This is a genomic window from Alteromonas sp. KUL106, assembly GCF_009811415.1.
Classification (GTDB): Bacteria; Pseudomonadota; Gammaproteobacteria; order Enterobacterales; family Alteromonadaceae; genus Alteromonas.
Map to the genome: position 1 here is coordinate 97725 of NZ_BLIG01000015.1, position 19054 is coordinate 116778.

At 43.3% G+C, this 19054-nt stretch carries 19 protein-coding genes; 8 read left to right on the plus strand and 11 right to left on the minus strand.

The genetic code is table 11. The features are described from left to right. Nucleotides 1–22 precede the first annotated feature (22 nt). From GVO63_RS05500 to GVO63_RS05530, 7 genes are all read right to left on the minus strand, one after another. On the minus strand, nt 23–535 hold the full coding sequence (locus GVO63_RS05500; protein WP_159578421.1) for a hypothetical protein: 513 nt from the start codon (nt 533–535) through the stop codon (nt 23–25). Nucleotides 536–539: 4 nt separating this feature from the next. After that, nucleotides 540–869: a DUF883 domain-containing protein gene (locus GVO63_RS05505; RefSeq protein ID WP_159489373.1), complete on the minus strand. Its 330-nt coding sequence runs from the start codon at nt 867–869 to the stop codon at nt 540–542. Nucleotides 870–1055: 186 nt separating this feature from the next. Continuing rightward, on the minus strand, nt 1056–3146 hold the full coding sequence (locus GVO63_RS05510) for a response regulator (protein WP_159578422.1): 2091 nt from the start codon (nt 3144–3146) through the stop codon (nt 1056–1058). 12 nt (nt 3147–3158) lie between these two features. Next, nucleotides 3159–3611 carry a response regulator gene (locus GVO63_RS05515; protein WP_105929714.1) on the minus strand — a complete coding sequence of 151 codons (453 nt, stop codon included), beginning with the start codon at nt 3609–3611 and terminating at the stop codon, nt 3159–3161. Then, nucleotides 3601–5115 (minus strand): ATP-binding protein, encoded by a 1515-nt coding sequence (locus GVO63_RS05520; protein WP_159578423.1) that lies wholly within the window; start codon nt 5113–5115, stop codon nt 3601–3603. The genes GVO63_RS05515 and GVO63_RS05520 overlap by 11 nt, the downstream gene beginning before the upstream one ends. A 4-nt stretch (nt 5116–5119) precedes the next feature. After that, nucleotides 5120–5344, minus strand: coding sequence for a hypothetical protein (locus GVO63_RS05525; RefSeq protein WP_159489378.1), 225 nt, complete (start codon nt 5342–5344; stop codon nt 5120–5122). A 16-nt stretch (nt 5345–5360) separates the two neighbouring features. Continuing rightward, nucleotides 5361–6692 (minus strand): sigma-54 dependent transcriptional regulator, encoded by a 1332-nt coding sequence (locus GVO63_RS05530; protein WP_159489380.1) that lies wholly within the window; start codon nt 6690–6692, stop codon nt 5361–5363. Between the two features lie 465 nt (nt 6693–7157). Here GVO63_RS05530 and GVO63_RS05535 point away from each other — a divergent pair, with 465 nt between their 5' ends. Continuing rightward, nucleotides 7158–7763 (plus strand): exopolysaccharide biosynthesis protein, encoded by a 606-nt coding sequence (locus tag GVO63_RS05535; RefSeq protein WP_159578424.1) that lies wholly within the window; start codon nt 7158–7160, stop codon nt 7761–7763. A 9-nt stretch (nt 7764–7772) separates the two neighbouring features. On the opposite strand, the gene GVO63_RS05540 is transcribed toward GVO63_RS05535, so the two are convergent. Further along, nucleotides 7773–8696 carry a LysR family transcriptional regulator gene (locus tag GVO63_RS05540; protein WP_159578425.1) on the minus strand — a complete coding sequence of 308 codons (924 nt, stop codon included), beginning with the start codon at nt 8694–8696 and terminating at the stop codon, nt 7773–7775. A 54-nt stretch (nt 8697–8750) separates the two neighbouring features. After that, nucleotides 8751–9101 (minus strand): rhodanese-like domain-containing protein, encoded by a 351-nt coding sequence (locus GVO63_RS05545; RefSeq protein WP_159578426.1) that lies wholly within the window; start codon nt 9099–9101, stop codon nt 8751–8753. A 194-nt stretch (nt 9102–9295) separates the two neighbouring features. Here GVO63_RS05545 and GVO63_RS05550 point away from each other — a divergent pair, with 194 nt between their 5' ends. Further along, nucleotides 9296–9607, plus strand: a complete 312-nt coding sequence (locus tag GVO63_RS05550) for a helix-turn-helix transcriptional regulator (RefSeq protein ID WP_159489386.1) — start codon at nt 9296–9298, stop codon at nt 9605–9607. Nucleotides 9608–9687: 80 nt separating this feature from the next. On the opposite strand, the gene GVO63_RS05555 is transcribed toward GVO63_RS05550, so the two are convergent. Together GVO63_RS05555 and maoP are read right to left on the minus strand one after the other, a co-directional pair. Next, nucleotides 9688–10434: a PRC-barrel domain-containing protein gene (locus GVO63_RS05555; protein ID WP_159489388.1), complete on the minus strand. Its 747-nt coding sequence runs from the start codon at nt 10432–10434 to the stop codon at nt 9688–9690. A gap of 193 nt (nt 10435–10627) precedes the next feature. Beyond that, complete coding sequence (gene maoP, locus GVO63_RS05560; protein ID WP_159489390.1) at nt 10628–10984, minus strand: DUF413 domain-containing protein; 357 nt, start codon at nt 10982–10984, stop codon at nt 10628–10630. A 397-nt stretch (nt 10985–11381) separates the two neighbouring features. On the opposite strand from maoP, the gene GVO63_RS19500 reads away from it, so the two are divergent. The 6 genes from GVO63_RS19500 to GVO63_RS05585 all read left to right on the plus strand — a co-directional run bounded on the left by GVO63_RS19500 (nt 11382) and on the right by GVO63_RS05585 (nt 19052). Further along, on the plus strand, nt 11382–11549 hold the full coding sequence (locus tag GVO63_RS19500) for a hypothetical protein (RefSeq protein ID WP_167390606.1): 168 nt from the start codon (nt 11382–11384) through the stop codon (nt 11547–11549). Nucleotides 11550–11675: 126 nt separating this feature from the next. Continuing rightward, nucleotides 11676–12506: a LysR family transcriptional regulator gene (locus GVO63_RS05565; protein ID WP_159489392.1), complete on the plus strand. Its 831-nt coding sequence runs from the start codon at nt 11676–11678 to the stop codon at nt 12504–12506. 69 nt (nt 12507–12575) lie between these two features. Then, on the plus strand, nt 12576–12926 hold the full coding sequence (locus GVO63_RS05570) for a DUF2750 domain-containing protein (protein ID WP_159578427.1): 351 nt from the start codon (nt 12576–12578) through the stop codon (nt 12924–12926). A 63-nt stretch (nt 12927–12989) separates the two neighbouring features. Continuing rightward, nucleotides 12990–13223 (plus strand): DUF2789 domain-containing protein, encoded by a 234-nt coding sequence (locus GVO63_RS05575; protein WP_159578428.1) that lies wholly within the window; start codon nt 12990–12992, stop codon nt 13221–13223. Between the two features lie 66 nt (nt 13224–13289). Then, on the plus strand, nt 13290–14675 hold the full coding sequence (locus tag GVO63_RS05580; RefSeq protein ID WP_159578429.1) for a ribonuclease J: 1386 nt from the start codon (nt 13290–13292) through the stop codon (nt 14673–14675). Between the two features lie 204 nt (nt 14676–14879). Further along, complete coding sequence (locus GVO63_RS05585) at nt 14880–19052, plus strand: EAL domain-containing protein (protein WP_159578430.1); 4173 nt, start codon at nt 14880–14882, stop codon at nt 19050–19052. Nucleotides 19053–19054 lie beyond the last annotated feature (2 nt).

Here is a 19054-nt window from a genome sequence, read left to right on the forward strand (position 1 = left end):
GGGCGAGTTATACGAGCGTAAGCTATCCAAAAACTCTATGCCATGTTTGAATCAGCCGATGAAAGCTTAAGTAATTAAACGAATTTTGAGCAAGTTTAAAAAAACCAAACGCTGCAATACTATTGAAAGCAAGTAAAATTAAAGGAACCACAACATAGTGGACTCCAGCATTGTGCAGAGCAGCGCCAATGGCGATATTTAAAATTAACCAGCAGACGGTGCCCACCGCAAACGCGGCCAGACAGGCAAAAACAGTGACGAAAAAACTTTTTTTAATAAGCATAATTTCACTGTTAGTCAACGCTAAAAAGGCTAAACCTTGGGCCTTGCGCTGTGTAAACGCTTCTTGAAAAGCTGAAATTATGTCTGAAAATGCCGGGTCGGGGTATGGTTGATCGTCAGAAGCGGTACCTGCGTTCTCACCCGTTTTCGGGTTGTAAGCATGATACTTCGCCTGCGCCCTCGGGGGCGTCAGACGAAATGGATTTTCCTCGCACAGGGTAAATTGTGCTTTGTGAAAATCAGGGACGTTCATTAAATTACTTCTTGCGTAGCAAAGAAGTAACCAACATGCCGGCAGCGAATGCTATGCCTGCCGTTGCTAATGGATTTTCAATGGCATAGTTACGCACTTTTGATGCTTGCCATTTTTGTTCCGCCAAACGCTTCCTCTCGGCCATGCTTTCTGCCGATGACGACGCTGTTTTACGAATGTTTTCTTCTGCAATGCCGGCACTATCTGCTAGCTTATCTACCGATGCGTGAAGAGAATCTTTCAGTTGGTCCGTTACTGGGTGGCTTGGCTCAGTCACGCCGTTTGCTGTCGTAGACTTTACTGATTGCGATTTTGCTGATGCTTGTGTAGCCATAATACTCTCCTTAATATTTTGGGTTCAGTAACAAAGCTGCAATGGGTGTACCAATGCGTTAACCTATTGAATATTATGAACTATGTTGTTTTTCATGATGGAAATAAATGAAAGGTTTGCAAGTCTCACACATTGACATTGCAAACCCTTGTAATATTTTCGCAGTCATATGCGGGGCGAGTTTTTCTAGCCCACCACTGATTCTAAATCATCTTTAGAGACGGGCTTGAGAAGGGCATTATCTATACCAATGGATGTCATACTCTCGGTATCTGCTTCATGTCCGCTTACTATCGTTAACGCTGCATCAGGGAGTTTTTTCTTAAGTTCAGCAGCAAGGTCATAGCCGTTGTAATCGGGTAGTGTTAAATCCATGAGAATGTGATCAAAATTTTGCTCTTGCGCGGTGTTTAAAGCATCGGCACCGTTATATTCTGTGGTAACGGTGTGACCTAAATGCGAGAGAAACAACTGTAACAGTTCTGCCGCATCTTCATCATCCTCTATCACGAGGATACGCTTATTCTTTGATGCCTTTTCTTCGTCTATTTTACTAACGACCTGCTTAATGGGTTGCGATGACACTTTATCGTGTTCTTTTTGCTCAGTGTAAGAGTCTTGCTGCTCTGGTGCGAACGGTTTGTTCAAAGGCATGTCAGCAACCTGAGCTTCTACATTTGTAAAAGTAACATGATTACCTCGCGGTAAATACTGCGAGAGCAGGTTTGCCAGCGCAAAGCGGTCAATAGGCTTTCCAATGACGTCGTTAAAGCCTTCTCTGATCAACGATTCTCTGAGCCCTTTGCGACTGGCTGCCGTTACTGCAATAACTGGAATTTTTTTACCGTGGCGGCGAATAGCATGCAGCGCTTCTATTCCGTTCATCACAGGCATGTGGATATCCATCAGCACTAAGTCAAAAGGCTGGTTATGTTCATCGGCTTCTAATACGGCTTCCAGCGCTTTTACACCATTTTCAGCGTAGCTGATATCAGCCTGTGACTGGCTGACAATATGACCGGTAAGCCTTCGTATTTCTCGTAAATCGTCGACAATTAAAACACGTCCTGTTAGACAAAGGTTGATACTACTCGATTCAACAGGTTGAATTTGTCCAAGCTGAAGATCAACGCGCGGTTGCGACGAAATGTCGCCAGGATCAATATCAAAAGTGAACGTGCTTCCTGCGGCAAGACGCGATGAGACCGATATATCGCCGCCAAGTTTAGTGACTAACTCCTTGCATATTGCTAGCCCCAAGCCTGCGCCGCCGTGGTTGGCACGCATAACATCTTCAATTTGTTCGAAGGGTTGAAATATGTTTTTGAGCTTATCTGGCGGCATACCAATGCCCGTGTCTTCAACAGAAAACCGCAAATGGGCTTCGTTGTTACTCTCTGAGGAAGGTTCTTCCAGTGAAATTGTGAGCGTAATACTTCCTTTATCGGTAAATTTCACCGCATTGGATATCAGATTCAGTAGCACTTGGCGTAATCGGGTAGGATCTGTCTTAATAAATTCGGGTATTCGAGTAGTAGATACTACGTTAAGACTCAAGCCCTTATCTTTCGCATTCAGCCGCATAAGCGAATGGATATCGGTAAGAAATGCGGATAAGTTTACATCCTGAATATTGAGTTCAAGCTTCTCAGCCATGATACGCGACATATCGAGAAGGTCATTGAGTAAACTGAGTAAATGTTTGCCATTTGAATGAATGATAGACAGCTCTTGTTGAAAAGGACTGTTGCGAGTATCGTCAATAAGCAGTTCGGTATACCCAAGAATAGAGGTAAGTGGAGTGCGAAGCTCATGCCCTAAATGCGCTAGAAACTTGTCTTTTGCTTTGTTCTTTTGCTCAACTTTATTGCGCTCAAGCCGCTCGTTCTCGATGTCGCGTCGCACCATAGCATAGCGGATGGTGCGCATGAATCGCGGAGACTCAATTTCAGATTTCTGTAAATAGTCTGCGGCTCCTGCACGCATAACCATTTCATCTACAGTCGCATCAGATTGTCCAGTCAAAATCACCACAGGCAAGCTGAATTGGTTTGATTTTAGAACCCCTAAAACGTCAACCGCGTTTTCCGAGCCCAACAAATAGTCAAGTAAGCAAAGATCAAAGCTTTCTGCTTTGAGGGCTTCTACTGCATCTAGACTGTTTGTCACCCACGTCAATTCAAACGTTGGTGACTCACACTGTTCTAAGTAATCAGAGGTTAAGAAGTAGTCGTCTTCATCATCCTCGATTAACAGAACTTTAATTACCTCTGTCATCTAGTTCCCCAACTACTCGTGTGGCAACTCTACGAACTCTATCCAGTAGCGTCCGAGGGCCCGCATCAATTCCACCAAACCTTCAAAGTTGACCGGCTTGGTTATGTAAGATGCACACCCTAAGTCGTACCCTCGAAGCATATCCTCTTCTTCCTTGGACGTTGTTAAAATAACAACAGGGATACTTCTAAGTTTTGGATCGTTTTTTAGCTCTTGAAGTGCTTCTCTTCCGTCTTTCCTCGGCATGTTCAAATCTAGCAAAATAAGACTAGGACGAGGCGCAGAGGCGGGGTCTGAATATTTTCCTTCATGACGCAAAAACTCTAGCAATTCCACACCATCTTCTACGCAGAACAAGTTATTTAAAACTCGGCTTTCCTTTAGCGCATCAACCGTTAATAAGCGATCGTCTTCATCGTCGTCGGCCATAAGAATGTTGATAGGTTGGGATTGTTTACGCGTCATGGGTTGTCTCTCCGTTATTGTTGTTAGTACCAAAAGGGTCACTGTCTTTAGGTATGATTATTGAGAATGTTGCACCTTCACCGAGCTTACTTGTCGCGCTTATCTGGCCGTTGTGGCGTTCGACGATACGGCGACAGACAGCCAAACCTATCCCCGTTCCTTTATACTCACTTCTACCGTGTAAACGTTGAAAAGGTGCAAATATTTTTTCTGCAAATGATTGCTCAAAGCCAATACCATTGTCAGTCACGGTAATTTTTATCCAATCATGATCATCAGAGATAAGAATATCTTTTACATCCTCTGACGTGGCGTCGGTGGCAGTTATTGACACAATTGGCGTAACGCCGTCGCTTTGAAATTTCAGTGCGTTGGACAGTAAGTTTAAAAACAGTTGTTCAAGTTGTGATTTATCTCCTCGAACTACTGGCATATCGCTAACGTCTATCTGAGCGGATTTTTCATCAATGGCGATTTCTAAGTCACTCATCACGCTCTTTATGACATTAGCTAAATTGACATCACCAAACTCTTTTCCCCGGGTTGATACGCGCGAGAAAGCGAGAAGATCTGATATTAGCATTGACATCCGTTCTGCTGCATTGAGCATGCGCGCAAGATAATCTTTACCTCGTTCATCGAATACATCGTTATAGCCAGATTCTAGTCGGTTACCAAATGCACGGATTTTCCTCAGCGGTTCCTGAAGGTCATGAGAAGCGACAAAAGCAAAATCTTCCAATTCCCTGTTACTTCTAGCCAGCTCTTCTGAATAAACGCTGAGCTCTTGTGTTCGCTCAGCGATCCTCGATTCTAAATCTTCATTTACCGATTCAAGGTCAGCTTGATACTTTTCATGTTCACGAGAGTTAATCTTCAGCAATAAAAATACCGAGATAATAAGAAGCAGGGTAGTGGCCGATGAGATAATTAAGGTGTTAACAGAGTCACGTCTCAAGCTCATCAAGTTAGCTAAGTGCGTTCCCTGCATATTTCTTTCTGAACTGTCGATTTCACTAAAGAGGTTTTCGAACTGTTTATAGAGTGTAATACCTTCATCGCTTTCTACGAGTTCCGTTGCCTCTTGTTCTTTTCCTTCTTTTATAAGTTCAACCACTTGAATGACCTCGTTTACCTTAGCCTTTGTCAATTCAAGCAGCCGTTCAATTCTTTCATTTTGCACCTCGATGTCAGATGAAAATGAGCTTACCTCCACTTCGTCCATCAACTCGCCAATCACCCCTAATGTTTGGGTGTAATCCGCAAGATACTTTTCGTCGTTGGTGAGCATGAAGCCTCGCTGGCCAGACTCTATTCTAAGCACAGCAACGTGTAGACGATTTACCGCATTAATTACGCGGTTGGTAGTAAAAAGTCGGGCTTCAAGGGCTGAAAGGTCATTTAACGTACTAACTACATAGAATGAATTAGCGGTTATCACCGCAATGACAAACACAACGATAACGATCCAACTGTAAATAGAAGACAGTACCTTAGAAATCATTTAACTAATCCGCAATGTTGTCACCCAGTTCTGATGTCATCTCAGTAAGGGTGTGACTGCAGTCTTTTGCACTGCTAATTATTTTATCCAACGCCGCCACCGCCTTTTCAGGCGGGACGTCTCCATTAAGTGCCATTTTGACAAGTTCAGCTTGCATGGAAATTCTGTTTAGCGGCTTACGCGCATCGTGTACGAAAACACTGAGCTTGGAAAATTCATCGCTAGTCATACCGAATGCCTCTTTTTTATTCGTCTTTACTCAGGTCGCCATAGGCGTGCAGACGGTTGTAAAGGGTTTTAGTGCTTATTCCAAGCATTTCTGCGGCGGTGGTTTTATTACCGTTTACCTTTTCAAGCGTGGCGTAAATGAGCTCTTTTTCTACATCTTCAATCGTTCTACCTGCCTGAAGCGCAGGTGTTGTGCTTTGCTTCTGTGCAAAAGGTGACTCAATCGTTTTTGGAAGTTCAATCTCACTTTTTTCAGGATCGCTCATAATCGCTGCGCGATGCACAAAATGTCGTAACTCACGGACGTTACCCGGCCAATCGTAAGCCTTCAACGTCTCAAGTTGTCCATCTTCCCATCGATAAGAGGAACCATTGTCTTTATTAAATTCTGAAATGAAGGTTTTAGCGAGTAGCGGTATATCTTCTTTGCGGTCCCGCAAAGGCGGAATGGTAATTGGAAAAACGGCAAGCCTGAAATAAATATCTTCTCGAAGCACTTTGCTTTGCGCAATTTCTTCCATTGTACGGTTTGTTGCTGAGACAACACGACAATTAACAGGGATAGATTTGGTGCCACCTACCCGAAGTACCACCTTATTTTCTAAAACGCGAAGTAAGTTAGGCTGCATATCGATAGGCATTTCTGTGATTTCATCAAGAAAAAGCGTGCCACCTTCCGCCTGTTCGAATACACCTTCTTTTCTGCCAACAGCACCAGTGAAAGCCCCTTTTTCATGGCCAAATAGTTCGCTGCCGATCAGTTCTTTTGAAAACGCGCCACAGTTTGTCGCAATATAAGGACCCTCGCTCTCAGAAGCGCGATGAATAGCAGCAGCGACGACTTCTTTACCAACGCCACTTTCGCCAAGCAGCATGACGTTTGCACTCGTTTTACTCACGCGCGCGATGAGTTTGTACAGGTCTTTCATCACTGGCGATTCGCCAATAAGCAAGTCAAAGTGCTTTTCAATTTTTTCTTCTACAGGCTCGTTGCCCTTCTTTTTTTGGCTTAAAACCGCTTCGATTTCTTCTCGTTGAATGGGCTTCACAAGGTAATCGACGGTTGGACCACAAAGACCCTTAATGACGCTCTTCACTGAAGGATGGCCCGTTATTAAGGTTACTCTGGGTCGTTTGGGAAGTGCATCAAGCTCATTAAATAGGTGTGCGCCACTGCCATCAGGTAGCATGAAGTCTAAAAGAACGTGATCAAACGTTTCCTTTTTCAACCAATCTCGCGCTTCTTCTAATGTTCCGGCAGTAAGTACTTCATGCCCTAGAAATTCAATGATGGTACAGGCAACTTCTGTGAATTCGGCGTCGTCGTCAACTAAAAGTACAGTTAGCACGTGGATGTCCCTCTCTTTCTATTCCTAGTTAAAATGGAATATTTATCAATATATTGGTTTTAATGATTCAGTTATCGACGCATTTCACATTGGTTTATTGAAAGCTCGACCACCGCATATTTTTACTTTGTACAACTAGGAAGGATGGCTACGCAGATTCAAAAATGACTTGAAGCTCAATAGTCTGTCGTATACCAGCGTTTGAATTCATTCCTTAGTTATTAAGTTTTGTTTTGCGCGTTATGCATTATAAGACGTTATTTTACAGAGATTTGCAAAAAACATTCCAAAGCGCTTGGTAAATGCATCAAGTGTTCAATGGCATATTTTTCGCACACCATTAGTCCTACCGTAATTCACAATAGGGCGTATATTTTCAAAGGCGCCCTATATTAGGTTTTTAGCGAGGATGTCGTCAAATTGCATAATCAGTTCACAGGCAAAGTGAATTCAAAGGACTTGAAAATGTTGGGGAAAACAGCTGAAAGATCAATGACATTATATGAGCTTCTTGGGAGAATGCAGCCTCGCGCTCAAGAGGATGACTTCCACTTTTCTGAATTTTGGGGTGTTTTAGAAAAGCGAGGTTTTGGCCCAATGCTCGCCTTGCCGTCATTCATTGCCTGCACGCCCATTGGCGCCATTCCGGGTGTGCCATCAATAACAGGTGTGACGATTTTACTTATCTCTTTGCAAATTTTACTCGGTCAACGACATCCTTGGCTTCCCGAAAAAGTGATGGATTTAAAATGTGACGCTGACCAGCTTAGGTCGTTTGTCAAAAGAGTTAAACCTCACGCGATTCGTATCGATAAATTCTTAGTCCCGCGCTGTTTCTTTATGCGTCGACCCGTTTTTCGTTCGATGATTGCGTTGAACTGTATGGCGTGTGGTTTGGTGATGGTGCCATTAGAGCTTATTCCGTTCATGGGGTTTATTCCTGCGTTTGCGGTTTTGATCATGGCAGTCGGCATGGCCACCGACGATGGCGCAGTTGCGCTTGTTGGCGTATCTATTTCACTGTTGGGGTTTGTGCTAGGTTTCGAGCAACTGAGAGCAGTAATAGGCTGATCCTGTCTTTTAGTCTGAACAGCCATCCTTAATGAGTTCTGAGGTAGGGAGGTTCATCGTTTGATACCTCAACTCTCCAATAAATGCACGAGCCGCTGGACCTAGCGTATCGCCATCTTCAAAAGACAAGTAAAGCAGCGCTTTTCTTAGTGCCGCGTTGTTGTCTAAGGGGAGCGGTACTAACGTACCATTTTCTAGCTTGTCTTTAATAATTGCGATGGGTAACCACGCAAATCCTAATCCCTGCGCAATAATATCAACCGACGTTCTTATGTGGCTTACCGTCCATCGCTGTTCTGCGCCTAGCCACCCAACGTCAGCCTTACGTTCAGTAGAAGAATCCCTAACTACGATCTGACGATGGCCTTTTAAATCTTCCAAAGTCAGTGTTCTGCCCAATTGATGTAATGGATGATTGGCGTGAGCGACCGCAACGAATTCGATTTCGCAGAGATCTTCGCTAAAGCCGTTAGGAAGTACAAAAGGCGATATACCCATGTCTACTTTTCCGTTACTCAATAACGAATTGGCACCGCTTAATACGGTCTCTTCCAACTCAATGCGTAAAAGTGGATACTCGTCAGACACCTTTGCAAGTACATTATAAAGCAGCTCAGAAGGAAATATGATATCCACAGCAATACGCAATGTGGTCTCTGTCCCCGCTTGAAGACTACTTGCTACCGCCTCAAGCTTGTGTGCTTCGTCTAGCAAAAAGGTAGCGCGGCGATACATCAACTCACCTTGTGGCGAGAGCTGTACTTTTCGCCCGATATTCTCAAATAAACGAACACCTATTGCATTTTCTAACTTCTGTACAGCATGGTGAACACTTGACTGGCTCTTATGCACCTCAACAGCGGCTTGATTAAAACCGCCTGCGTCGACAACGGCTTTAAACATTCGCCACTGTTCTAATGTGGATTTAAGCATAGATAGCTCTTTTAATTAATTTCTGGCTTTTATATCACACAAGCGATGAGTGCGTCATTTTTCACAAGCTTGGTTAATTGTGGCGACAGGGCAGGTTACAACGGATACGTTTTCATATCCCATTTTAGTCAATTGCTCCGCTGCAAGTTTAGCGCGGACACCTGACGCACAGTGGATATAAAGAGGCGTTGACGCATCTTTGAATTGTTCGATAGCTTTCATTTCTAACACGCCTCGAGGGATGTGAAGCGACGAGTGAACGGGAGCGCTAATGACTTCCGCGGCTTCTCTCACGTCAATCAATGTGCCTCCGTTGCTATTTATCTCATCAAAAGCCTGTTCAGCTGTAATCGTTCTCAGAACGACGTCGATATTTTCTAAACGAGTCTTTATATCGATTAGCATGTGGTTCCCTCAAATGTATGGTGTGTAAAGAGAATTTGTTTAATTCGTACCGGTCAATGTTTGAGCACAAGCATAGCAGAACAAGACGTCTGACTGAAATTCATCGCATAAAATGGTTAACCGGCAATTTATCTTATACTTTAGTATAATAAACGAGTATTTTAGTGCGGTTATTTTATAGATAGAGAGTGCTTATGTCCGAGGATATGGTAATAGGTTCAAAAAACATGATGGAACATGCAGCAGAAGCTGAGATTTTTCTTAAACAATTTGCAAACAAAACACGTTTAATGGTGCTTTGTTCGTTGTTAGAAGAAGAAAAGTCGGTCACTGAACTTCTTGACGTGGTCGATGTATCTCAACCTGTGATATCACAGCATCTTGCCTTATTGCGAGAGGCGAAAATGGTGGCGACACGCAGAGATGGACAAACGATTTATTATCGTTTGGCGGATGAGCGGGTTAAGCGCTTAATTGGATTAATGTACGAGTTTTTCTGCGAATAACGTAATCGTTCTTTCAAGAAAAGAAATGACAATGTCCGTCTTAGAAACGGACATTGCAAAAGTAAAAAAGTAGCGTTGTTTTATATATCGCTGTTTAGCGTTTCGCACAATGCTGAGATGTAGCCTTCGTCTGAGATTTTGTCATTGTCAACTTCAGGGCGATTCATCAGTTCTTCTTCACTCAAACTCACACTGACATGATGTGAGGCCCAGTCGATGTTTTTGATGTCGCTAGGCAATAGTGCAAGGTGCTTTCCGCCTGGTAGCCAGTTATTCGTATCAACAACCAGCATTACGATTTTCCAACTGCGGGAATCAATGATGAAATTACTAATGTGGCCTACGTTATCCGATGTTGTCGCTACTTCATATCCGCCAACTTCTCCCACCGCTCGCAAGTGATTTGACGTTTTTTGGGGGTGAACAGTTTCAGACTCCTCAACCTGCTGCAGTTCAACTAACTCATCCGGGTGAGCAAATTCGCCCCACGCTCCTGGACCTATCCAATAGTAACCATAGCCAAAATATTTAAAGAGATTTTCTTCGTACTCGCGAGATACTGGTTTGTGTTCGTCAATGGAAGGGCTATTTTTGAGTGTATCAACTGTCATATTGATATGAACGGTTTTGTCCTCACGGTCAAGTTGCGTTACCGAAATGGGTGATATTACTACTTTTCGGCTAAGCGGGAGCCACGTATTTGTGTCTGCCACAAGATAGCGAACAGTGAAGGTTTCATCATCAAAAAGGATGTCGCGAATGCCACCCACCTTGTCATCAAGTGCATGGATCGAAAAGTGAGTAAGCTGTTTCGAACTAATAACCATCGTTGCGCCTCCTTTGCTTAGGCTGGTTTTTCAGAGCAATGTATATAAACAAAAATATATTGTTCCGCTATAGTCTAAGTGTAGACATTCCCTAGCGTTTCTCAATTTTGTTCTCATCATTGCTTGATTGAGATCATTTCACGTTCAAAACAAAAAAGCTCGCCAAGGCGAGCTTCTTCTTCAATCTTAATTCCTAAGCGACGTCGAATTCGTCGTCAGAGTAGTCTTCATCGTAATCAGACTGGTTACTTGCACTACTGTGCAATGTGTAAAAATGTTTTTTACCTCTCGCCAGCTTGACATATTTTGCCCACGCCTTTTCAAGGTTATTGCTTGCTTCAACCTTACCGTTAACAAAGTCAACAAATTGCGCTTCGTCGTCACTTTCTGGCTTAAGTTCGCCACTTTCTAGTCCTAGCAGAGTTTTACCGTACGTGGTGAGAAGATCTGCTTCAGCAATGCTGAAATCACCGGACTTACGAAATCCATAAGGAAACTTCAAACGGTCAATATAAGGTTTTGCTGATGGTCGAATAGCTAAACTTTTCATAATGTACCCAACGTATTGTTTTGTTCAGCGCACTTTTATGACAATTAAAAAGCAAGATAAAACAAAAGTTTTTTTTCTTATCAACAAAAAATTTTTTATGGAGAGTAAATGTTAGAATAATGTGCAAATTGTTTAATATTTGTACGGATTGTGCTCGATGCCGAGACAATGCTTTATTTTCATAAGATATTGATAATTAATAATATATATTGTTTATTTCTTGTCTTTTAAATACGCTAAAGCCGTTTTTTTCAATGAAAATTCCTGCTTCCCTCGAATTTTATGAAACGACACCATCTCGCCATCAAAAATTCTTATCGCTACGATGATTAATTTTCGTTTTTAATTTTTACGCTTACGTTAATAATTAAGGTGTGTTAACAACTTAGAGAAAGCAATGAGCAAAGACTATCGTTACCAGCGTGAAGAATGGGACTCGGTAGAAGACGAAGGTTCTTACGCAAAAAAAACTAACGCAAAGCGTCAAAGCAGCGTAAAAGTTAAACAAAAGCGTGACCTACAACGTCGTGATAAACAGCGTCGCCTGCACCAAGAAGAATATTAATTCAACACGTTGGTGAAAATTTGATTAAGCGTACCGTTTTCAGCGGTGCGCTTCTGTGCTTTTGTGTTTACTTGCCGTATTATCTGTGTCAATTTAGACATACTTTGATTCGGTTGTACAACAAGCATGGATATACGCTTCCTTACCACCTTTATAGAGGTGGCCAAAACCCGCCATTTTGGTAAAGCCGCAGAAAATCTTTACCTAACACAGTCTGCTGTCAGTGCACGTATAAAGCTGCTTGAAGAATACTTCCATACTACGCTTTTCATAAGGCAGAGAAACAGTATTCAACTGACTCAATCCGGCGATAAGTTGCTGCCTTACGCTAAACAACTATGCGAAACCCTCAATGAAGCGAAACAAGAACTCCAGATTCAGTCGTCTGAATACGTAGTTTGTGGCGCAACGCAACTAGCCAGTGAGCTCGTATTGCCACAGGTGTTAAGCCATTTGCACCATGCGTTTCCTGATTGGTCGGTTAAGGCAGAAGTACTGACGCTCGATACCCTGTCTCGTCAAATGCACGAAAGGGTTACCGATTTGTCTTTTTCTACTGAACCGTTAAAGTCTGAAGAAGTAAATAGCACAGTGTTGTTTGAGCATGAACTTGCTTTATATCGAATAGGAGAGGGAGCTGAGGCTATCGATGCCGCTGACTTTGTCGCTATCGATTGGGGATCAAAAGCGAGAGATTGGCTACTTACCGCTTACCCTCAATTGCGCGATGCTAAGTTAAGAACTAACTCCCTGAGCTTGGCGCTAAACAATTTACAAAGCGAGGGCGGTGTTGCTGTTCTACCTACTAATGTGAAAAGTCAGTTACCTGAGAATATAAAGGTGACAAAAATTGAAGCATTAGAGAATGTGCCATTGAGAGTATACGTACACAGTATGAAACAAGTAAGGCGTGTAGGCTTATCAGATATTATAGATAGTGTATCTGCGGCGTACTGATAGTTACTAGGTCAATCATTTCGCGTACGTGAAGTATTGCGAATGCCAGAAGTTAAAAATGAGAGCTTTATGTCAAATATACATCCACTATTAGAAAAAAACGCAGCGCAGCGCTTAGACGCCAGCTTGGCAATAATCAAAGCTGAGCAAAGGTTGTTCATTCTTAAAGATGAGCATGGATGCGTTATGCTTACGACGGATGAAGAAGACGGGGTACCGATTTGGCCTGAATCTGAGCTTGCACTTTTATGGGCAACTGAAGACTGGTCACATTGTGAAGCAATGGAATTATCCATACAAGAATTCTTAACGAAATGGGTGCCAGGGATGACGCAAGATGAGCTCATGGTTATCGTGTGCCCCGTGCCTGCTGAAGAAGGTGAGGTGATCACTCCTGAAGAGTTTGCGGAGTATTTATAAGCTTTGATCTCAGTGGCTGTTGTGTCGGTAAATAATGAGTATATTGATTGATCAGGAGACGCAATGTTTACCGAGCAACCCACAATGAATAGTTTATTTAGTCAACTTGGTTTAAGAAGTTCTGATAAAGAAATTGCCGAGTTTATTGAAACACACCGAGGATTAAATAAGCGGCAACATCTTCACGACGCGCCATATTGGAACGAAAGTCAATCGGCATTTTTAAAAGATGCGATTGTTGAGGATGCTGCTTGGGCTGAAGTCATAGATCAGCTCAACGCGGAATTACACGGGTAGGTGTGGATAAAGTATTTGTAGTTTCCCTCACTGGATAGATAAGTTTTAACTAAAGGTAGTATCAATTTGTTGCAACCGACGGCTGACGATTTGTGGTTTGTTCCTCTAGGTGGAACGGGAGAGATTGGGATGAATCTCAATCTCTATGGCCACAATGGACAGTGGCTGATGGTCGATTGTGGCGTGTCATTTGACGAACCTTTGATACCGAGTTACAAGCGCGAAACCAGTAGTATAGAAAATGGCGGAGCAGGGGCGACACACCGGGTTGTTGCGCCCGATCCTTCTTTTATAGCAAGCCAGAAAGATGTGCTAGCAGGTATTGTCCTAACGCATGCCCATGAAGATCATATAGGTGCCATACCCTATTTGTGGGAAAGATTTCAAAAACCCGTCTTTACCACGTCGTTTACCGCTGAGGTACTTCGCCGAAAGCTTGCTAAAAGTAAGCTCGCAAACCGAATCCCTATTGTTGAAGTTGATCCAGGCGATACTCGTCAAATTGGGCCTTTTTCTGTCAACTGGCTTGCGATTACGCATTCATTGCCTGAGCCTTTCGCCTTGAAAATTTCCACCCCGGTGGGAACAGTGCTACATACCGCTGATTGGAAAATTGATGCCAACCCCATAACCGGCTTACCATTTGATGCAAATCTTTACAAACAGTTGGGGAAAGAGGACATTCTTGCTTTGGTCGGTGATTCTACCAACGCACCAAAACCAGGCTTTTCCATATCAGAACGAAATTGTTACGACGGATTACTCAGTACAATTGCGCCCCTTAAAGGTAGAGTGATTGTTGGGTGTTTCGGAAGCAATATCGCTCGCCTTATTTCATTAGCCAAAGTAGCCAAGAAAACCAAGCGCTACATGGGGTTATATGGCCGGTCTCTAATGAATATGTATGGTATCGCAAAGCATCAAGGAATTTGGCCTGATGACTTACCGGTTGCTGACGCCCAGCACCTTGGCTATTTGCCGCCTCATGAAGTGCTTGCGGTTGCTACTGGTAGCCAGGGTGAGAAAAACACTGCACTTGCCCGGTTAGCGAAGGATAATCATCCTCACCTCCAAATAGACAAGGGAGATACGGTGTTGTTTTCTTCCATTGTAATCCCAGGCAATGAGAAAAGCGTTGAGCGACTAACGAAATCGCTTGTTGCTAAGGGGGTTGCCGTCATCCACAGTGAAGACAGTACGTTACCTATCCACGCAAGTGGTCATCCATGTCAGGAAGAGCTTAAGCTCATGTATCATTGGGTAAAACCAAAAATTTCTATTCCCGTACACGGTGAACATCTGCATCTCACCGCTCATGCTAACATTGCTAAAGAAACAGGTGTTACCAAACACTATGTGGGCCAAAATGGCGATTTATACAGGTTGGCCCCTCAGCCAAGTATCAGACGTCAAGTTGTCCCAGTAGGCCGCATTCCTGTGCAACAAGATTAACCGGCTACCTCCTAGATGACGAATGAATGGGTCGGTGAGGGGGAAGCGGTTATTTTAACACAGCAATCTAAATGTTCTTTTTAATCAAAGTGATGCCTTCATATTTATTGGTTGTCAAAACCTGCTCATCGGCGCTGCACATGCTCGAAACATTCTGTTACACTGGGGTTAATAATAATAAATCTTACCGAACGACTCTATTCAATGCGAAGTTTCATTTATCTGTTTCTGTTTCTTTTTGTTGTGGGATGGCAGGCGGTGGCGTCACCACGATTACCCAACCCCGTTTTTCAATCGCTTTCGACAAAAAACGGCTTGCCCCAAGATATCGTAAATGACATCGCTATCAATGAAGATGGGTTTGTATGGATTGCCACCGAGGGTGGCTTGGTTCGCTGGGATGGAGTACGAACTAAACGGATAGCGGGACCTAGCAACACGATTGTTGACGCCTCAATCTATAAGCTCGCATTACAGGGAGAAGAGGCGCTTTGGTTTAGTGTTTATGGTCAAGGCGTTTTTTACTTAGATCTCGCCACGCAAGCTATCGAACAGATCGAGCCTACTTATTACCGAGATGTAAAGGGCTTCGTTCAGCATGCAGAAACGTTTCATTGGCAAAGCAATAATCAACTCATTATCGCACTCGCTGAAGAAGTGCAGCGATTCAATACGCAGACTAAAACCCTCGAAAAACTCATTCGCCTTCCCGAATCATTTTTAGACGATAATAATAGCATTCGTGCTGCGATCACTGTAGACGATATACTGCTTGTTGCTACGACATCAGGTGTGTACACCAAAGATGTCAATAATCCATCCCAACCTCTCAACGTACTGAACTATCTAGGAAATATACCGGCAAATCTCGATAATAAGAACGCCAAGTTTTTAATGGTAGATGACCGAGAAAGAGTTTGGATTTCAACCGTGCAGGGCGTTTTTGTTGCGAATAAAAAAGATTTCTTGGAACAAGTACAGGGTAAGAGAGAAAATGCTTTTATCCAGGCTGTGTCTGACAGAAATGTGTGGACCATGGTTCAGCACAAAACCGATGGGTTTTGGATGGGCACAAATAAAGGTCTTTATGAATTAAATAAAACAGCCAGCGGATGGCAGTACGAACATATTTTAGAGCCACACAATGGTTCTACCGAGATATCAAACAAAAAGATATCAGCTATCGCGAAAGACGAGTCTGGTAACCTCTGGTTAAGTTCCGTTTACGCTGGAGCGCTTTACTTCGGAACAAAAAGCGCAGATATTTTTGCGATACAAAATACGCGAACCGGAAGTGGAGATACACTCACTAGTCACGTGATCTGGGCGCTTGGAGAAACACAGCCCAATGAACTCTGGTTAGGGACGGAAAATGGGCTAAATCGTTATAATCTGACGACCAAAACGTTTAACAAATACCTCTTTTCAGAATCTGAGCTTGCTTCGATGGGCGATGGCGCCATCAACCGCATCATTCCGCTGAACGATGGAAATCTCTTAATTGAAACCTACAATGGTATTCGTCTTTTCGACCCCGTAACCGGCGAGTCGAAAAGACCGGACATTGTAAGTGGTGAGGATCCGACTATTTTTGATGCCTACGCGCCGGGTGCAACGCTAGCGAGTGATGGCAATTTATACTTTATTGGTAGTGCAAACTTTTTAAAGTATGACGTCGAACAAAAGCGTATTTCTTCTTTAAAGCTTGACCCCAGAGTGTTTGATATCAACTTTTCTTTCGGTTTTTTAGGGGAATCTTCCTATCATGGCAATAGACTGTTTCTTGCCACCGAAGGGGGCCTTTGGTTAATTGATCCTAAAACGTCTCGGCATGAACTTGTCCATCGGTTTTCAGAGCTCCAGCGCGCCAGAGACCGCTCAATAAGTTCGTGGGTAATCGATGATACTGGCGTCTTATGGCTTGCTTATAGCGGCGTAGGACTTATCGGCGTAGATTCAGACACCTTTGAACCACTCTACAACTTGAACGACACCAATATCTTACTTTCCAATATTGTCTATGGGCTTCAAAAAGACGAGTCCGGAAAAATATGGTTTAGTTCTCACAAAGGGCTGCACAGATACGATCCCGCAACCGGTCAAATAAAAAACTACATTTACGGACGTGAACTGAGCGTGTCTGAATTCAATCAAGGAGCGTCTCTTAAATTACATGACGGTAGGCTTGTCTACGGCTCAACGAGTGGAGCAGTGGTATTTTCACCGTTGCAGTTAGAAAATCTAGAAACGGGAAAAGGCTTACTGAGTAAGCAAACGGCAATCACCGAAGTGTCGGTAGATAACAGAGTTCTCAATCAACCGCTTAAAAATCTAAACGAACATCATTTCGACCTAGACTATGAAGACTATGGGTTAACGTTCCATTTTTCCGCACTTACCATGTCTGGTGTTGGAAAGGTGAAATACTATTACAAGTTACTTAAAGGAGATCGCACTGTAACAGAAGGAATTACGGAAGACGCAAAAATTACCATAACTAACATAGAGCCTGGCGACTACGTGTTCTCTGTCGTTCCTACACCTGGAAGCTTTGACTTTAACGTCATTCCAGCGGAAGTAACCCTTTCCATGCCCTACGCACCACTTCGCTCTCCGCTTGCTTACACGATATATGCATCCCTCGTCGTGGGTCTATTTGTCGCTTATTTGTTTTCGCGCCAGCGTCAGTTAATCAGGTTGCAAAAGGCCCAGCAACAGGTGACCTTGTTTAGTGACGCATTTAGACAAACCCGCGATTGGGTTTTAATTTTCGATAAAGACAAGCGCCTCGTAGCAGCGAATCCTGCTTTTGAACAAGTATTTGGCTTTAACAGTAAGGAGCCCTTACCCAAACAGTTAGCCAAACTTTATTTGCGTTACCCTAATTTAAACAGGCATCTTTCTGGAAAATTGCCTGAGATGCAAGGCGGCGATTTTTGGAAAGATGAAGCCGCAATCGATGGAGCTGACGGAAAAAGCTACGATGTTCTGATTGATATTACAGCGGTGAGCGGTGAGACCAATGAGGCAGATCACTACCTCATTGTTATTTCGGACATCACTGAACAAAAAAATGCTGAACGCAAGCTCTTAAAAATTGCGACCTACGACAGTTTGACGGGTTTAGTGAACAGACCGCTGCTGCTAGATAGGCTTGAACACGCCATTGGCTTGGCGCGTCACAATGCGCATCGTGTTGCGGTAATGTTTGTAGATTTAGATCGATTTAAGGGAATTAACGACTCCCTGGGGCACGACTATGGCGATAAGTTGCTGCGAATTGTTGCCAATAGGATGAGAAATCTCGTTGCTGAATCAGGAACCGTTGCACGACTTGGCGGCGACGAATTTGTTATTGTGATTGAAGAAGTCAATGCTGACGACGACTTGAGCCCGTTTGTCGCACAAATTATTGAATCTGTAGAAACCCCTATATCACTCGCTGAAGAGGTGCTTCGTGTCTCATGTAGCATTGGTGTGGCGTTTTACCCGGAGGATGCGTCTGAGCCTGCTGAACTGATAAAGCAAGCAGATGTGGCAATGTACAGTGCCAAAAAAGATGCGCTTAGCGGATTTACCTATTTTACCAGCGATATGAATGAGCGAGCGAAAACGCGTCTTCAATTAGAGAACAAGGTAAAGCGTGCTTTTTCCGAAGACGGCTTCTTCAATAACTATCAACCCATCATTGACGCGAGAAATAATTCCACTGTTGGGGTTGAACTGTTGCTGCGAGGAAGGATTAACGATGAGCCACTTTACCCAGACCAGTTTATTCCGGTGCTAGAAGAACTCAAATATATTATAGAAGTGACACGACAAGCTATGCGTCGGGCTGCGGCAGATTTATCATCATGGTATGAGCAAGGTTTTAAAGGGTATGTCTCAATTAACTTGTCGGCATTGCATTTTAAAACTGAGTTTGATGTCGCCGGTGTTTTAAGTCTTCTTGAAGAGTTTGGCTTACCTAAAGAAGCTTTCCGTTTTGAAATAACGGAAGGGGTACTGATGGACGACAGCGACAACGCGCTTAGACAAATTCAGCGTTTCGTCAATGAAGGCTTTATATTAGCGCTTGATGACTTTGGTACAGGGTATTCATCGCTTAGCTATTTAAAACGCTATCCACTATCGGTCTTAAAGATTGATAAGAGCTTTGTTAATGAAATGGCACCGGGTAACGCCAATGAAGCGCTAGTGACGACGACGATTACACTTGCCAGTAATTTGAAAATGACGTGTATTGCGGAAGGTGTTGAAACAAAAGCGCAAGTAGAAGAACTGAAAACTAAGTCTTGTTTTTTACATCAGGGCTATTTCTATGCAAAGCCATGTAAAGCGGAAGATATTGTTCCATTACTATTTAAGTCATGGTGATT

Coding starts and splice junctions, on each gene's coding strand:
- GVO63_RS05500 (WP_159578421.1), bottom strand. CDS start 535: ATGAACGTCCCTGATTTTCACAAAGCACAATTTACCCTGTGCGAGGAA.
- GVO63_RS05505 (WP_159489373.1), bottom strand. CDS start 869: ATGGCTACACAAGCATCAGCAAAATCGCAATCAGTAAAGTCTACGACA.
- GVO63_RS05510 (WP_159578422.1), bottom strand. CDS start 3,146: ATGACAGAGGTAATTAAAGTTCTGTTAATCGAGGATGATGAAGACGAC.
- GVO63_RS05515 (WP_105929714.1), bottom strand. CDS start 3,611: ATGACGCGTAAACAATCCCAACCTATCAACATTCTTATGGCCGACGAC.
- GVO63_RS05520 (WP_159578423.1), bottom strand. CDS start 5,115: ATGATTTCTAAGGTACTGTCTTCTATTTACAGTTGGATCGTTATCGTT.
- GVO63_RS05525 (WP_159489378.1), bottom strand. CDS start 5,344: ATGACTAGCGATGAATTTTCCAAGCTCAGTGTTTTCGTACACGATGCG.
- GVO63_RS05535 (WP_159578424.1), top strand. CDS start 7,158: ATGTTGGGGAAAACAGCTGAAAGATCAATGACATTATATGAGCTTCTT.
- GVO63_RS05540 (WP_159578425.1), bottom strand. CDS start 8,696: ATGCTTAAATCCACATTAGAACAGTGGCGAATGTTTAAAGCCGTTGTC.
- GVO63_RS05545 (WP_159578426.1), bottom strand. CDS start 9,101: ATGCTAATCGATATAAAGACTCGTTTAGAAAATATCGACGTCGTTCTG.
- GVO63_RS05550 (WP_159489386.1), top strand. CDS start 9,296: ATGTCCGAGGATATGGTAATAGGTTCAAAAAACATGATGGAACATGCA.
- GVO63_RS05555 (WP_159489388.1), bottom strand. CDS start 10,434: ATGGTTATTAGTTCGAAACAGCTTACTCACTTTTCGATCCATGCACTT.
- maoP (WP_159489390.1), bottom strand. CDS start 10,984: ATGAAAAGTTTAGCTATTCGACCATCAGCAAAACCTTATATTGACCGT.
- GVO63_RS19500 (WP_167390606.1), top strand. CDS start 11,382: ATGAGCAAAGACTATCGTTACCAGCGTGAAGAATGGGACTCGGTAGAA.
- GVO63_RS05565 (WP_159489392.1), top strand. CDS start 11,676: ATGGATATACGCTTCCTTACCACCTTTATAGAGGTGGCCAAAACCCGC.
- GVO63_RS05570 (WP_159578427.1), top strand. CDS start 12,576: ATGTCAAATATACATCCACTATTAGAAAAAAACGCAGCGCAGCGCTTA.
- GVO63_RS05575 (WP_159578428.1), top strand. CDS start 12,990: ATGTTTACCGAGCAACCCACAATGAATAGTTTATTTAGTCAACTTGGT.
- GVO63_RS05585 (WP_159578430.1), top strand. CDS start 14,880: ATGCGAAGTTTCATTTATCTGTTTCTGTTTCTTTTTGTTGTGGGATGG.